Source organism: Alkalimarinus alittae (assembly GCF_026016465.1).
In the GTDB taxonomy this organism is placed as follows: Bacteria; Pseudomonadota; Gammaproteobacteria; order Pseudomonadales; family Oleiphilaceae; genus Alkalimarinus; species Alkalimarinus alittae.
Genome location: NZ_CP100390.1, coordinates 328726 through 343707 on the forward strand (window position 1 = coordinate 328726; position 14982 = coordinate 343707).

Below are 14982 nucleotides of genomic sequence, written 5' to 3' on the forward strand. Positions count from 1 at the left end.
CATTGGCTTTACCCGCCTGTAACGGGTGGGAAAAACGCAACTTCGTCATCTGGATTGACTTTGCTTGTTAAACTCGCTATTTCTTGGTTGATTGACACGAGCAACTTTCCATTTTGTAGTGCCGCATCCCATGGTGAGCCGCGGTCAATAAGTCTATTTAAAATATCTTGTGCTGAGGTTATGCCTGATAAATCTGTCCACTGCTCCTGCTCACACTGTAAACGTTCTCTTAAACTGGCAAAAAATAGTATTTTCATAACTGGGCTCACTGTTCGTTTTGCTGCGGTCATTAATGCTAACCATTACCGAAAAGTTCGGAGAATGGATAGAATTCTACTAAATCCCCTTTTTGAGGTGCAGTATGTTCTGGAATGATAGCAAAACCATCTGCCCAAGACGCTGAACTTAAAACTCCTGAGCTTTGATTTGGGTGGTTTTCAATTGTTGCGACGCCATGCTCGTAGTTAAGTCGAGTTCTTAGATACTCCCGACGTTTTCCTGGCTTTTTTAAACTAAAGCTAATCGGTAGTTTAAATGAGTGGGCGTTAGTGTGCTCGGCGCCCTGGCATTTAAGCAAGAAAGGGCGAGCTAAAATGCAAAACGTAACAAATACAGCTCCTGGGTTGCCGGGCAGGCCAATAACAGAGGTGTTATTAACGTGGCCGAAAGCAAAGGGTTTGCCAGGTTTTATTGCGAGTTTCCATAAATTGAGTTCGCCCAGTTCATTAATGGCGGTTTTTACGTGGTCTTCTTCGCCTACCGAAACGCCACCGCTAGTAATAATAATATCTGCTGATTCAGCCGCTTTTGTAAGCGCCGCTAATGTAGCGCTAAGCGTATCTTCAACAATGCCAAGGTCAACGATGTCAGCGTTAAAACCGTCGAGTAAACCTTTAAGTGTGTAGCGGTTAGAGTTATAAATTTGCCCTTCTTTAGCTAGCATGCCCGGCTCAATTAATTCGTCGCCAGTTGATAATATCGCCACTTTTAGTGGGCGGTAGACCTTGATGCTTGCCACTCCAATGGAGGCCATAAGCCCCATATCTTGTGCGCGGATACGGTGGCCCTTTTTTAAAATGATCTGGCCAGTCTGGATATCTTGTCCTTGTGGACGGATATTTTGGTTCAGCGAAATGCCTGTTGGTAGCGTAACGTGGCCGTCTTGTACATTGCAGTCTTCTTGCATAATGACTGCGTTTGCGTTGTCAGGAACCGTTGCCCCGGTAAATATACGTGCGGCTGTCGCTTCTTGAAGTGCTACAGGGACAGACCCTGCGGGTACTCGTTGAGATATTGTTAGCGTGGTGGGTGATTTGCCTGTGCAGTTAGCAACAATAACGGCATAGCCATCCACTGCGCTATTGTTGTGAGGGGGGACGTCGATGCTAGAGATAATATCTTCTGCCAGCACTCTGCCCAGCGCATCTACAATAGGTACATCTATACGGTCCTTTACTGGCTTGGCTTTGTTCAGTAGTTCATCGAGCATAGCGTCGACAGAGCGAAGTTGGCCACGGTCACAACAACTCATTATTTATCCTCAAAAATACTTGGTTCGCATGTGCTTGCATTCTATTAGTTGCGGGGGCCGCAGTAAGGTTTCACAACCTCAGTAGGTTTATGCTGACGACCCATTAATAAGCCAACGAAATTACATGGACGATGCGTGCTATCGAGTTGCGCTTTAATAATTTTAGTCCAACCTGTACGGCAAGCGCCGGTTGAGCCTGGTAGGCAAAAGATGACTGTTTTGTTAGCTAAGCCGGCCAACGCACGTGATTGAATCGTAGATGAACCAATTTCATCATAGGATACTTGGCGGAATAACTCGCCAAAGCCTTTAACTTCTTTGTCGAATAGAGGGGTAAGCGCTTCAGGTGTGCTGTCTCGCTCAGTAAACCCCGTACCACCGGTGACAATGACCGCCTGAACATCTGGGTTGGCAATCCATTGAGATACAACGGCGCGCATTTGGTAAATATCATCAGGAATTAGATTACGGTCAATAAGTTGATGGCCCGTTTCTTCAAGCGCATCGACTAATGCTTGCCCTGAAGTGTCATTATCATAGTTACGAGTATCAGAGACGGTTAATACGGCAATGTTTAGTGAAATAAAATCGGTGGCAGCACTCATAGCAAGTTGTATTCCTAAGATTAAACGCGATGCCGTTCATATTATCATTCCCTGATAGTGCCGCAAGCTTACTTGCATCAATAGTTTGACTGTTTCTACTTACGCTTGTTAGCTTTTGACAGGAATACCTCTTGTATTTTATGCGAACGTGTTAATCATTGACCCTGTTTGAATAAGATTTTTTGGCTCAACTTGGTAATAAGGTGTTGGTATTGGTAATGCCTGGACTTGTTCGATTAAATCACGTAATTGGCGACTACTCGCGGCGTTATGGCGTGATATAGTTTGATTGATATCTTGAATTTCCTGATAGGAGGGCTCGCTAGCGTGAGTGTTGCTATTCGTGTTAGCTGCATTTTGATATGACTGAATATAAGTATCAAGATTGTGCTGAGTTTGCTTATAGTCAACGATATTGACTATAACGGCACTTTTGTTCTGTGTAGGTTCACTTTGTACAAGGTGTTGTTTGCTTTTTTGTTCGGTTGTTAGAGCGGTGAGTTTTTCATTGATTTGCTGAGTTTGTTTGATTGACTGGTAAGTCCTCGCAAAATTTGAGCTGTTGACGTGCATGGCGTTACTCCTATTTATACACTGCTTGATTGAAATTATCTTAGGAGAGACGGTAGATAAATAGTCGTAGTTTTACATAGCAAACCGTAGTAATTACCCTTATATGAATGTGTTAAGGTTTATTGAACATGTGAATATAGGGTCTGGACATAAACGATAATGAGTACTCAGGCAATAAAAAATAGTAATTTTCTGGATTATTGTTATAATTCGGTCTATCTTTAGCTAAAACCCATTGGGGTTACAGCTTTCTTCCTTCATCTCAGATGAAAGTAATTATAAATAAATCGAAAAAATTATCTGAAATTCCTTCAAATCAAACTCTCTTCTATCTCTATAGCCTACTAAACTATGAATCTTTCCGAACTTAAGAAAAAACCCGTACCTGAGCTTTTAAACATCGCTGCTGAAATGGGGCTCGACAACCTAGCAAGGTCCCGTAAACAAGATGTAATTTTCACTATACTTAAACGACATGCCAAGGGCGGCGAAGATATCTATGGCGATGGCGTCTTAGAAATTCTTCAAGATGGGTTTGGTTTTCTGCGATCAGCAGAGGGCTCCTACTTAGCAGGGCCTGATGACATTTATGTGTCACCCAGCCAAATCCGCCGGTTTAACCTTCGAACGGGTGATACCGTAGCAGGTAAAATCAGACCACCCAAAGACGGCGAGCGCTATTTTGCGCTACTAAAAGTCAGTGAAATAAACCTCGATAAGCCTGAAAACTCCCGTAATAAAATCCTTTTTGAAAACCTTACCCCATTATTCCCTACTGACCGACTGGTTTTAGAAGTCGGTAACGGCAGTACAGAAGATCTTTCTTCACGCGTCGTTGATTTGGTAGCGCCTATTGGTAAGGGGCAACGCGGACTGATCGTATCGCCTCCAAAAGCAGGTAAAACACTGATGATGCAGAATATTGCGCAGTCTATTGTGCGTAATAACCCTGAATGCCATCTGATGGTACTGCTGATTGATGAGCGACCAGAAGAAGTAACCGAAATGCAGCGCTCTGTTAGAGGTGAAGTAATCGCGAGTACTTTTGATGAGCCACCGTCACGTCACGTTCAAGTGGCTGAAATGGTTATCGAAAAAGCTAAGCGCTTGGTTGAGCACAAAAAAGATGTCATTATCTTGCTAGATTCGATTACTCGTCTAGCACGTGCATACAACACGATTATTCCTTCTTCTGGTAAAGTGTTGACCGGTGGTGTTGATGCTCACGCACTAGAGCGTCCAAAACGTTTCTTTGGTGCTGCTCGTAATGTTGAAGAAGGTGGAAGTTTAACGATTTTAGCGACCACTCTCGTTGATACCGGCTCAAAGATGGACGAAGTTATCTTTGAAGAATTTAAAGGAACCGGTAACCAAGAGATTCACTTGGATCGAAAGGCCGCAGAAAAACGTGTTTACCCAGCGATTAATATTCGTCGATCAGGTACTCGCCGTGAAGACTTGTTGATGACAGAAGGTGACCTTCAACGTGTCTGGATTCTTCGTAAGCTATTACACTCAATGGATGATGATGTAGGCGCGATTGAATTCTTATTAGATAAGTTGAAAGAAACCAAGACTAACGAAGAATTCTTTTTGTCTATGAAGAAGCGCTAAGACGCAAGCGTCTGGCAAAGACATAACGTGAAAAGGCTGGTTGTTTATTGCCTGAATCCTAATGGTTATTAAATAGGAATCAGCTTCAAACACCGGCCTTTTTCATGGGCTGGTGTTAGCTTTAGAATACAATTTTTTATAAATGTGCCATCTTAGCGATGCTTAATAACCTAAAACCGTTAGACGCGGGTAGAACTGATGAAATATAGCGACCTACGTGACTTTATTAATAAGCTTGAAAAAGAAGGTGAGCTCAAGCGTATTACGGTGGAAGTTGACCCTTACCTAGAAATGACAGAAATTTGCGACCGTACCTTGCGACAAGGTGGGCCTGCACTGTTATTTGAAAACCCCAAAGGGTTTGATATGCCAGTGCTAGGCAATCTGTTTGGTACGCCCAAGCGTGTGGCAATGGGTATGGGGGAGAATGACGTTACTGCACTGCGCGAAGTGGGTAAATTGCTGGCGTTTCTAAAAGAGCCTGAACCACCAAAGGGTTTTAAAGATGTCTGGCAAAAGCTACCGGCTTTTAAGCAGGTGCTGAATATGGGCCCTAAAGAAGTCCGTTCGGCAGCCTGTCAGCAAGTGGTGATAGAGAAGGATGACGTAGACCTTTATAAAATACCGATTCAAACCTGCTGGCCTGGAGATGCAGGCCCGCTAGTAACTTGGCCATTAGTGATTACTCGCGGACCTGAAAAAGAACGGCAGAACTTGGGTATCTATCGACAACAATTAATCGGTAGAAATAAGCTTATTATGCGCTGGCTTTCTCACCGTGGCGGGGCTTTGGATTATCGAGAGTGGGTACAAGCAACACCTGATAAACCGTTTCCTGTGGCGGTAGCGCTGGGTGCAGACCCCGCAACTATTTTAGGGGCGGTTACGCCAGTTCCCGATACGCTTTCAGAGTATGCGTTTGCTGGTCTTTTGCGAGGCTCAAAAACCGAAGTGGTATCCGCTAAGTTAAGTGATTTGCAGGTGCCGGCAAGTGCGGAAATTATTCTTGAAGGCTTTATATATCCCGGTGAGCTCGCGCCAGAAGGCCCATTTGGTGACCATACGGGTTATTACAATGAGGTTGAAGAGTTTCCGGTCTTTACGGTGGAAAAAATCACTCACCGTAAGAACCCGATATACCATAGTACCTATACGGGTCGGCCACCTGATGAGCCAGCAATATTAGGTGTCGCACTGAATGAGGTGTTTATACCGATATTACAAAAACAGTTTCCTGAAATAGTCGACTTTTATTTACCGCCCGAAGGTTGCTCTTACCGAATGGCGGTTGTGACGATGAAGAAGCAATACCCAGGACATGCCAAGCGTGTGATGATGGGGGTTTGGTCATTTCTTCGTCAATTTATGTACACCAAGTTCGTTATTGTTACTGATGATGATGTGAATGCCCGAGACTGGAATGATGTTATTTGGGCTATCACCACCAGAATGGACCCAGCTCGTGATACGACGTTGATCGAAAATACACCGATTGATTATCTTGATTTTGCATCGCCTGTGTCGGGCTTAGGCTCAAAAATGGGGCTTGATGCAACCAATAAATGGCCTGGCGAAACAACCAGAGAGTGGGGTGAGCCGATTGAAATGGATGCCGCTGTTAAGCAGCGTGTTGATGAGATGTGGTCGATTTTAGGTATAAGTGAGTAACAATACGCTATATACCCGACTAAAATTGTCGGGTATATAGGTTTCTGTTAAAATGCGCATAAATTGACGCTTAATCCCGCCTCTTCTATTTGTTAGATTGTATTTTATGTCTTTAGTTAGGTTGTTGCCCCGTGATATTGAGTTTGAGTGTTTAACGGGAGAAACTGTTTTTGATGCTGCATTTAGGCAGGGCATTCGCTTTCCTGTGAGTTGTGAAAACGGTGTTTGCCACATCTGTCAGGGTACGCTTTTATTGGGTCGATGTGCATTGCCTAATGGCATTAAGGTCGAGGCCGTCAATAAAGAATTAATGCTTTGCAAGGCAGTTCCTGAAACTGATTGTGATATAGAAATTAATGGTGTGTTAAAGCCAGGAGAAATTGCATTGAAAACATTTGCCTGTCAGGTTGAAGCAATTGAAGAGTTAAATCACGATGTTTATCGTGTCGTGCTTAGGCCGCCAGCAGGCAAGCGAGTTGAATTTTATGCCGGGCAATACTTATCTGTTTTAATGGATGGAAGAGACCCTTCATTTTTCTCAATTGCCAGTGTGCCTACACAACCTGATGAGCCAGCAAACAGGAATATTGAACTGCATGTTCAGGCTGCGGAAGGGTGGGAGTCTGCGTCTGCGGTTATTAATTTCATAAAAACACACTCGGTGGTTAAGGTTCAGTTGCCTTTTGGTAAGGCTTGTTTAGTTGAACCAGTTGATCAGCCGTTACTACTTATTGCCGCTGGAACAGGGTTTGCCCAGATGCAAAGCATCATTGAGCAAGCGCTTTCGGTAAACCCTGAGCAGAAAATATCATTGTACTGGGGTGGGCGACAGGCAAATGATATCTACATGCTAGATAAGCCTGAAGAGTGGAAAAAAACGTATGCTAACTTCAGCTGCCGTACTATTAGCGGAGACACTGAAGATAATGAGTGGCCGGGTCACCATGAGCAGCTATTTAATACCGTGCTAAAAGATGGCCATGATTTGAAAGAATGCCAAGTATTTGCCAGTGGTTCACCAGGCATGGTGTATGCGACGATGGATGCGTTTCTGGAAAAAGGGATGCCTGCAGAAAACTTTCATTCAGATGTACTGGAGTATGCACCTCGATAGCTCAACCACCCCTGATTCCAGTCGTACCTTCTTTCATCAAGGCTAGGGTGCTACCGAACGAATAACCGCTATCGTTTCTCGGGTTGAGGTAATTCAGGTAGTCCCACTAATTCCATTATGCCTTGTACAAAATACTCACTGCTGAGCTGGTGCTCTTCGAGGTGGGCGGTTAACCTGCATAGCTCCCCGTAAGTTTGAGGGGTTTTCTTGATGCGGTGACTGGCTTTGAAATACTCTTTTGCCTTTCCCCATAGCTGATTACGTAAGCTTAGTCTTCCAAGCGCGAGCAGCAATGTTTCATTATTAGGGCGTTCTTTTAGCCAGTTTTCGGCGATTAAAAGCTGTTCTTCTGGGCTGTTTCCACAGACTCTTCCGTATAGGTCAATCAGCAAGTCACTCCAATGATTTCTTAAAACTTTACGTAGAAGTGTCTCTGCTTGAGCCTGTTGGCCTAAGTTAGATAGATGCTCTGCATAAGCATGGATAATGGTTTCATCTCGACGCATAGAGCCTGGCAATCTATCCCAGTGTTGGTTGAGTTGTTCGATGTTCTGACTGCTCCCCGACTGTCTGCGAATTTCATCGGCGGTATGGGCGAGTAAGTTAACCCAAGTTTCTCTCTCTAGTACATCGAGTTCATGCGTTTCGGCTATTCGCTGACGGCGTAGCTCGGGAATCAAAACGCTTAACTGGTGCCAGTCTTCTAGCTTAAAATAGACATTCTTTAGTAATTTAAGAATAAATGGGTGCTGAGGTGCTTGTTTTCTAAGGCGTAACAGTGTCGCAAGGCATTGTTCCAGTTGATGGCTACCTAGCTGAAGTTGTGCCTGTGTAATGCCTACTGCTAGGTCAGAACCGGGGGTGCTTTCATAGGCTTTTCTTAGCAGTTCTTCGGTGTCTTTCTCGTTGCCTTGCTCAAATGCGGCTTGTGCAGCGGCGAGGTAATTGATGAGCGGTGTTTCTGCCTTCGGTGCTGCTGCTGATAGATGCTTTTGAGCCCGTTTCCAGTTGCCTTCGGCTAATTCTAAAAGGCCGCGTGTGGTCTTTTTTCTTGCTCGCTGGCTGCTTGAGGACAAAAACCAATTGCTCACGCCTCCGGTAGATGACTTAACCCCGCGCCAGCTTCTAGATACAACACTTAGCGCGGTTATTAACAAAATAATAGCGGCTAATGCAACCCAGACGCTCGTTTCTAGCAAGTAATTGCCCCAGCTGATGCGTACGTAACCCGCGTCTATCGATACCATTGTCGTAAGCGCAACAGACGCTGCAAGCATTATGAGTATTAACAGAAAGAGCATTCTCATTGGGCTGTGGCTCCATCAGTATTTTCGGTGTTCGCTGACGGTAATTGATGTTGGCGATAGAGTAGGGCAACACGTTTTTTTAGTAGCTGAAGCGATTGAGATACATCCGGTAGTTCAGGGTCTATTGGCTGCTCTTTAAGGCTGCTTAGCGTGCTCAGTAGTAACGTTGTGTCATCTTTGTTTTGAGAAAAATAAGTAGTAATCCATTCTTCGGCTTTTGTCAGACTCTGGATAAACATAGGCTGATTACGATCTAATAACGCCAGTTCGGCTTGCTCAATCATTAGGCGCAAGTTTTGCTGTAGGTAGTAGATTTGGTCTGGCGCCAGCAAGGGTTGAACGGGTTCGTCAAGGCGGCGGATAATAACCAGTTGTTTTAGTTCATTAAGTGCTTGCTTTAGCATGCGAGTAAATTGGCCATCACTTGTGGCGAGCTCAGTCTCTTCTTCTGTACTGGCAAGGTCGGCGTCGACTTCATTATTGTGAAGTGTTTGGTAATGGCTTTGATCGAGCTTGTTGATAAGGTCTATCAGCGCTTCGAGTTTTAGGTATATTCCTTCACGGTCAACTTTCGATACTCGCTGTAGCGATAGGATATCTTTGCTCAATTGTTGGCGAATAACATACAAGCCAGGGTCATCTGATTCAGCTAATACTGTGTTTGCTGCATTAAGAATGGCTTCGGCGCCAGCAGCGTCTCTTTCCATATTAAGGCGCTGATTAGCTAGACGTAGTAAATATTCTGCTTCAGCCAGTAGCCAGTCAGTTCGGCTTTGGCCGCCTACTTGAGTGAGCTGGCGTGCGTTGTGTTCGATTTGTCTGCGAAGGGTAGCCATCTGATCGGTAACGGCTCTGCTTTGAGTTAGCAGGTCGGTGCCGTGCTTATTGGTCTGCGTTTGCAGGCGCTCTAGCGCTAGGCTCTGAGAGCCATCATCTTTTGCGATGTGTGACAGTTGAAATTTAAGTTGGTCGACTTCTTTGATACTCACCCAACCATAAGCCGATAAGCCGACCAATGCTGCAATTAGAATGATGATGACAAACCAAAGAGGCCACATCCTCACTTTTTTTGGAGCGGTAGCCGGAGTGGTAGCCGGGGCCGGTAACGGGGATTGGGTTTCGTTTGTCACTACATATCCTATTTTTATTGGCTTTTGAGGCTATGACATGGCTTTAGATTTATGACATGTCGTTTAATGCAACATAGTTTGATTCAATGCATTCTACAAGTGCTTGTTCATTTAGTGCTTTAGGGACCCAAACCTTACTGAACCCTAATGAGCGAGCCTGATCGGCGACACGCTGGCTTGGCACCAGAACATATTTATCCATTATTCTATTACGCTGCTCTATTGCTATATCCTTATTTTGGCTTATCTTTATAAGGTTATGCAATGTTTCGCCACTCAAAGTAATCAGTATGTCAGGTGAAAATGTTATTAGCGCGTTGTTTATTTCAGAAACGCTATAGGTTGGGCAGCTGCGCTGGTATAAGTTTGCATAGTCTACTTTGGCACCTTGCTGCTCGAATTGTTGTTTTAACAATTCGCGTCCGCCTTCACCTCTGAGAATCAGTATTTTTTGATGCGCTAATTCTGTTAGTTCTGGTAAGTTTAGCAGTGATTCGCTGTCGTAGCCTGTCTCGGATGCAATAGCGGGTATATCAGCGTCTTTCAACGCCTGAGCTGTTTTTTCACCGACGCCATACCATTGAATATTTAATGGTAGCTGGGGCCAATACTGGTTAATCCATTCTAGGCCATAGCGAACGGCATGAACGCTGATAGCAATCACGTGGCTGTATTGATCAAGGTTTAAAAAACAGTTTTTAAGGGGTTGGCTGCTAGGCGAGGATTCGACTGCAATCGTGGGGAATTGAATGACCTCTGCGCCTAATTGTTTGAGCTGTGATGTTAATGCTTTGCCCTGGTCATGTGGGCGGGCGATCAGAACGCGCACTCCTTTTAAGGTGGTGCGCGTGTTCTTTTTACTATTAGTAAGGTTTGTCTTACTGCTCACTGTTGTGGACCGACTCCAGTATTTTTCCCGCCCCTTGAGCAAGCAAGGCTTCAGCGAGTTCAATACCTAGTTGTTCAGCTTGATCGGCTGGACCTCTCACTTCGCTTCGAAGAATTCGGCTGCCATCAGGCTCTCCGACTAAACCTCGAACGAACAGTTGATCACCTTCAAGTGTGGCATAGCCACCAATGGGTACTTGGCAGCCGCCTTCGAGACGTCGGTTCATCGCTCTCTCAGCCGCTACACAGGTCTGGCTAGGCTTGTGAATAAGTGGCTGAAGTAACGCAATCACTTCTTTGTCTGCTAAACGGCACTCTATGCCTAATGCTCCTTGGCCAGCTGCGGGTAAGCTGACGGTATCAGGAATCGTGCTTTTGATTCGGTCGTTAAAGCCAAGGCGCTTAAGGCCTGATGAGGCTAGGATAATGGCATCATATTCACCGTTATCGAGCTTGGCTAAGCGCGTATTAACATTTCCCCTGAGCCAGTTGATTTCAAGGTCAGGTCTAAGTTCGCCAATTTGGCAGCGACGTCTAAGACTAGAGGTACCCACGATAGCGCCTTGAGGCAGCTCATCAATATTCGCGTATTTGTTACTTACAAATGCGTCGGTAGGGTCTTCACGCTCGGTAATGACCGCAAGTCCTAAGCCCTCAGGGAACTCCATAGGAACGTCTTTCATGGAGTGAACGGCAATGTCTGCGAGGTTTTCTAACATGGCGGCTTCAAGCTCTTTTACAAACAGCCCTTTGCCTCCGACTTTTGCTAACGGCACATCCAGTATTTTATCACCCTTAGTCGCGATACCCAGTAACTCGACTTCTAGCTGTGGGTAAAGCTCTTCAAGACGAGCTTTGATATGTTCCGCCTGCCACATGGCTAGCGCACTTCTTCGGGTTGCAATTCGTAGTTTAGAAATGGTCATTACTAGCTTCTTTATATTTAAGGGTTGTTCTTTAAAGTACGGATAAACTGTATTGGTGTAAAAGCCTACCTTTTTTGGTACGAAATGTCTTGATATATGGCAATGGCTTGAAAAGAAAGTATGAATGTTTACATCTGAGATTCAATCCATGCTTTAACATCGACGGTATGGCGTCGGCTGACGGGTATTTCTCCGGCATTATTCTTTAAGCGCACATTATAATGACCGGCGTTATCTCTAATGAGCGCCTCAATATAGACGGTATTGACCAGTGAGTTTCTATGAGTCCGAAGAAAGCGGGGAGCATAGTCTGCTTCAAGTTCTTTTAAGGTGTTATCTATAACGGTTTCACCGTTTTGGTGGTGAACGGTTACATATTTTTGGTCAGCCATAAAATAATATATATGGGTCAGGTCGATAAGCTCTCTGCCTTTCCATGTTTTGGCAACTAAGTAGGGGGTGGTTTGGTTGTTGCGGCTAATAGGGCTCCCTTCACTGAGTTGAACTTTATTGAGCTTTCCTGCTTGCTGCAATGCTTTTTCTAATGCTTCTTTCCTAACCGGTTTAAGTAAATAGTCCGTTGCCTGCACTTTAAAGGCTGAAATTGCGTACTCGTCGTAAGCGGTGCAGAAAATAATAGCGGGCGGTGTTGCGAGCGTCGCCACTTGTTCTGCAGCGGCTAAGCCATCCATACCAGGCATGCGGATATCCATTAATACAATCGCAGGGTCAGACTGCTGTATGGCAGTAAGTGCTTCTTCACCGTTACTGGCTTCAGCACAAACTTGATAGTTGTCTGTGGCGTTGACTAAGCGAATCAAGCGCTCTCTGGCAAGCTCTTCATCATCGACGACTAAAACCCGTATTTTGTCTTTCACCTATTGTATTCCTATGCCGTGTTTGGTGGGTTCAACTTTAGCTATAAATATTAATGTGTATGCTGGTGGACTGGAAATCGCAGCGTAACTGTAAATATGCCGTCAATTTGGCTGGTCTTCATGATCGCTTGTTGCTCGTAAATTGCCTCAAAGCGACTACGGATATTATCAAGTGCAATCTTATTCCCTTTTTTATGAGATTCTGATAACTCGCTATCAAATGGGTTGCTAACAAGAATATAAACGGTATTTTTTTTGCGATAACTTTCAATGGTGATCGTTCCGCCATCGGTTCTCGGCTGAATGCCATGATAAATGGCGTTTTCCACTAAGGGTTGTAAGCTTAATGGCGGTATTAAGACTGAACCGTCATAGTTTGATAGTTTCCAGTCTACGGTCATCCTGCCGCTTAACCTCAAGCCTTCAATATGAAGGTATCGCTTGCAAAGCGCCAGTTCTTCACTCAAGGGTATGAGCATCTTTTTGTTGTTGAGGGTGGCTCTGAATAATTCAGATAAGTCGAGTACGGCCTCTTCGGCTATATCGGGGTTAGACGCGATTAAACTGGCGATGGTATTCATACTATTGAACAAAAAGTGGGGGCGAATTCGTGCTTGAAGGGCTTCAAGACGAGCCTGTAGTTCTGCTTGTCGTTGGTTTTTCCACTGCTGCTGTAAATAAAAATAACGCAGTGTGATGCCGCCAATAATCGCGCTTATAACTACGTTTTTGAGTAGGAATAACGTATCAACTACTCCGTCGCTTTGCGGACGTAAAAAATGATCGGCCACTAAACTGTAAATAATGGTAATGAAGAGAATAATGATAAATGCAGTGGTTGCCGCAACATTGATTGAAAGCTTTGCGAGTATCGGCCTAGCTGTACACAACACGGCGGCACTGGTAAGAACCGTCCAGTGACCAAACAACGAAATTAACCCAAGATAGTTCCAGTCCATCAGCTTGGCGCTAGGGTGGGCTAAGGTAAATAATAAGGCGACTAGTTCGGTGACAATCAGTAACGAGAATACCGCTTGAACGCGACAAAGGTCGGGTAGAAAGAAATCAGAATTGGGGTCTTCTATCACCTCTTTCAGTTGGTTTTTTTCAATATTGTGGGGTTTATCGATAGGGGTGTTTTTCATTTGAGGTTGTTCTGATTATCCGTTACAGAATCGAAGTGGTATACTGCGAGCCTTTAAAATTTTATATTGCGAACATTAAAAGTTTAGCACAACTCACTCTTCCTGTAGGCCTCTAGGTTCACGCCTTGTCTGCAGTTAGGTTTTGTGGGTCGTCAGTGTTTCGGGCATCGATTAAAGAGAGTAGGCATGAGTAACGAAAATCAGACAACTGAAAAACCTTGGGGCGGACGATTTACCGAGCCGACCGATGCATTTGTAGAGCGCTTTACCGCTTCTGTAGACTTTGATCAGCGGCTCTATTATCACGACATTCAGGGCTCAATTGCTCACGCAACGATGCTTGCAAAAGTCGGTGTGTTAACCGAACAAGAGCGCGATACAATCCTTCAAGGCTTGAAAGAAGTTCAAGAAGATATCGAGCAGGGTCGCTTTGAGTGGTCAGTAGCGCTTGAAGATGTTCATATGAATATTGAAGCACGCTTAACTGATAAAATCGGTATTACCGGTAAAAAACTTCATACCGGTCGCTCGCGTAACGATCAGGTCGCAACAGATATTCGCCTTTATCTAAGAGACGAAATTGATATCATCGCGTTAGAAATTACCCGCCTACAGCAGGGTATGTTGGCGTTGGCCGAGCGTGAAGCAGATACGATTATGCCTGGCTTTACTCACCTTCAAACGGCTCAGCCTGTTACCTTTGGGCATCATATTATGGCGTGGTTTGAAATGATGAGTCGTGATTATGAACGCTTAATGGATTGTCGCAAGCGCGTTAATATCATGCCTTTAGGGGCTGCAGCTTTGGCGGGTACCACTTACCCGATTGATCGCCACTTAACGGCAGAGTTGCTTGGTTTTGAGCGCCCGACTAATAACTCGCTTGATTCGGTCAGTGACCGTGACTTTGCGATTGAGTTCTGTGCGTTTGCGAGCTTGGTGATGAGTCACCTTTCTCGTAGTTCAGAAGAATTGATCTTGTGGGCGTCTGCTCAGTTTAACTTTATTGATTTACCCGATCGTTTCTGTACGGGCTCATCCATTATGCCGCAGAAGAAAAACCCGGATGTTCCTGAGCTGGTTCGCGGTAAAAGTGGCCGTGTAACGGGGCATTTGATCTCGTTATTGATGTTGATGAAATCTCAACCTTTGGCGTACAACAAAGACAACCAAGAAGACAAAGAGCCACTGTTTGATGTAATCGATACGTTAAAAGGTTGCTTAAAAGCGTATGGTGATATGGTTCCGGCTATTCAAGTTAAAGCGGAAAGCATGGAAGAAGCAGCTCGTAGAGGCTTTTCTACAGCGACTGACCTTGCCGATTACTTAGTTGTTAAAGGTATGCCTTTCCGTGACGCTCATGAGGTGGTCGGAAAAGCGGTTGCTTATGGCGTTGAGCATGAAAAAGATTTATCAGAAATGAGTTTAGCAGAGCTGAAAAAATTCTCTGATGTGATTGCTGATGATGTGTTTGACGTGCTGACATTGGAAGGTTCCGTTAATGCCCGAAATCATATTGGTGGAACCGCTCCAGCACAAGTCCGAAAAGCAGTTGCTGCGGCAAAAGAGATGTTAGCGGCTCGCTAAGCGCCTTTTTGTGTAG

General features: G+C 44.8%; 14 protein-coding genes. 4 read left to right on the plus strand and 10 right to left on the minus strand.

Features of this window, described 5'->3' with window-relative positions; genetic code table 11:
• Positions 1 to 8: 8 nt before the first annotated feature.
• The 4 genes from NKI27_RS01465 to NKI27_RS01480 form a co-directional block, all read right to left on the minus strand.
• Entirely contained in the window at positions 9 to 257 is a 249-nt protein-coding gene (locus NKI27_RS01465; RefSeq protein ID WP_265047927.1) for a MoaD/ThiS family protein, read from the minus strand.
• A gap of 38 nt (positions 258 to 295) precedes the next feature.
• On the minus strand, positions 296 to 1531 hold the full coding sequence (locus NKI27_RS01470; RefSeq protein WP_265047928.1) for a molybdopterin molybdotransferase MoeA: 1236 nt from the start codon (positions 1529 to 1531) through the stop codon (positions 296 to 298).
• 44 nt (positions 1532 to 1575) lie between these two features.
• On the minus strand, positions 1576 to 2136 hold the full coding sequence (gene moaB, locus NKI27_RS01475) for a molybdenum cofactor biosynthesis protein B (protein ID WP_265047929.1): 561 nt from the start codon (positions 2134 to 2136) through the stop codon (positions 1576 to 1578).
• Positions 2137 to 2274: 138 nt separating this feature from the next.
• On the minus strand, positions 2275 to 2709 hold the full coding sequence (locus tag NKI27_RS01480) for a hypothetical protein (RefSeq protein ID WP_265047930.1): 435 nt from the start codon (positions 2707 to 2709) through the stop codon (positions 2275 to 2277).
• Positions 2710 to 3060: 351 nt separating this feature from the next.
• Between NKI27_RS01480 and rho the strand changes: the two genes are divergently transcribed.
• The 3 genes from rho (at position 3061) to NKI27_RS01495 (ending at position 7105) form a co-directional block, all read left to right on the plus strand.
• The gene (rho, locus tag NKI27_RS01485; protein ID WP_265047931.1) at positions 3061 to 4323 is read left to right on the plus strand and encodes a transcription termination factor Rho; all 1263 of its coding nucleotides are present in this window, start codon (positions 3061 to 3063) and stop codon (positions 4321 to 4323) included.
• Between the two features lie 198 nt (positions 4324 to 4521).
• The gene (gene ubiD, locus NKI27_RS01490; RefSeq protein WP_265047932.1) at positions 4522 to 5991 is read left to right on the plus strand and encodes a 4-hydroxy-3-polyprenylbenzoate decarboxylase; all 1470 of its coding nucleotides are present in this window, start codon (positions 4522 to 4524) and stop codon (positions 5989 to 5991) included.
• A gap of 106 nt (positions 5992 to 6097) precedes the next feature.
• Positions 6098 to 7105: a 2Fe-2S iron-sulfur cluster-binding protein gene (locus NKI27_RS01495; protein WP_265047933.1), complete on the plus strand. Its 1008-nt coding sequence runs from the start codon at positions 6098 to 6100 to the stop codon at positions 7103 to 7105.
• A 68-nt stretch (positions 7106 to 7173) separates the two neighbouring features.
• Here the strand turns inward: NKI27_RS01495 and NKI27_RS01500 are convergent, their stop codons facing one another.
• The 6 genes from NKI27_RS01500 to NKI27_RS01525 form a co-directional block, all read right to left on the minus strand.
• Positions 7174 to 8412, minus strand: coding sequence for a heme biosynthesis HemY N-terminal domain-containing protein (locus NKI27_RS01500; RefSeq protein WP_265047934.1), 1239 nt, complete (start codon positions 8410 to 8412; stop codon positions 7174 to 7176).
• Positions 8409 to 9542 (minus strand): uroporphyrinogen-III C-methyltransferase, encoded by a 1134-nt coding sequence (locus NKI27_RS01505; protein ID WP_265047935.1) that lies wholly within the window; start codon positions 9540 to 9542, stop codon positions 8409 to 8411. Before NKI27_RS01505 ends, NKI27_RS01500 begins: the two co-directional genes overlap by 4 nt.
• A 49-nt stretch (positions 9543 to 9591) precedes the next feature.
• Complete coding sequence (locus NKI27_RS01510; RefSeq protein WP_265047936.1) at positions 9592 to 10431, minus strand: uroporphyrinogen-III synthase; 840 nt, start codon at positions 10429 to 10431, stop codon at positions 9592 to 9594.
• Positions 10421 to 11356 (minus strand): hydroxymethylbilane synthase, encoded by a 936-nt coding sequence (hemC, locus tag NKI27_RS01515; protein WP_265047937.1) that lies wholly within the window; start codon positions 11354 to 11356, stop codon positions 10421 to 10423. Before hemC ends, NKI27_RS01510 begins: the two co-directional genes overlap by 11 nt.
• 128 nt (positions 11357 to 11484) lie before the next feature.
• A complete protein-coding gene (locus NKI27_RS01520) occupies positions 11485 to 12234 on the minus strand; it encodes a LytR/AlgR family response regulator transcription factor (RefSeq protein ID WP_265047938.1) in 750 nt (249 codons plus the stop codon).
• 50 nt (positions 12235 to 12284) lie between these two features.
• Positions 12285 to 13379 carry a sensor histidine kinase gene (locus NKI27_RS01525; protein ID WP_265047939.1) on the minus strand — a complete coding sequence of 365 codons (1095 nt, stop codon included), beginning with the start codon at positions 13377 to 13379 and terminating at the stop codon, positions 12285 to 12287.
• A 186-nt stretch (positions 13380 to 13565) separates the two neighbouring features.
• Here NKI27_RS01525 and argH point away from each other — a divergent pair, with 186 nt between their 5' ends.
• A complete protein-coding gene (gene argH / locus NKI27_RS01530; protein WP_265047940.1) occupies positions 13566 to 14966 on the plus strand; it encodes an argininosuccinate lyase in 1401 nt (466 codons plus the stop codon).
• The last annotated feature ends 16 nt before the right edge of the window (positions 14967 to 14982 follow it).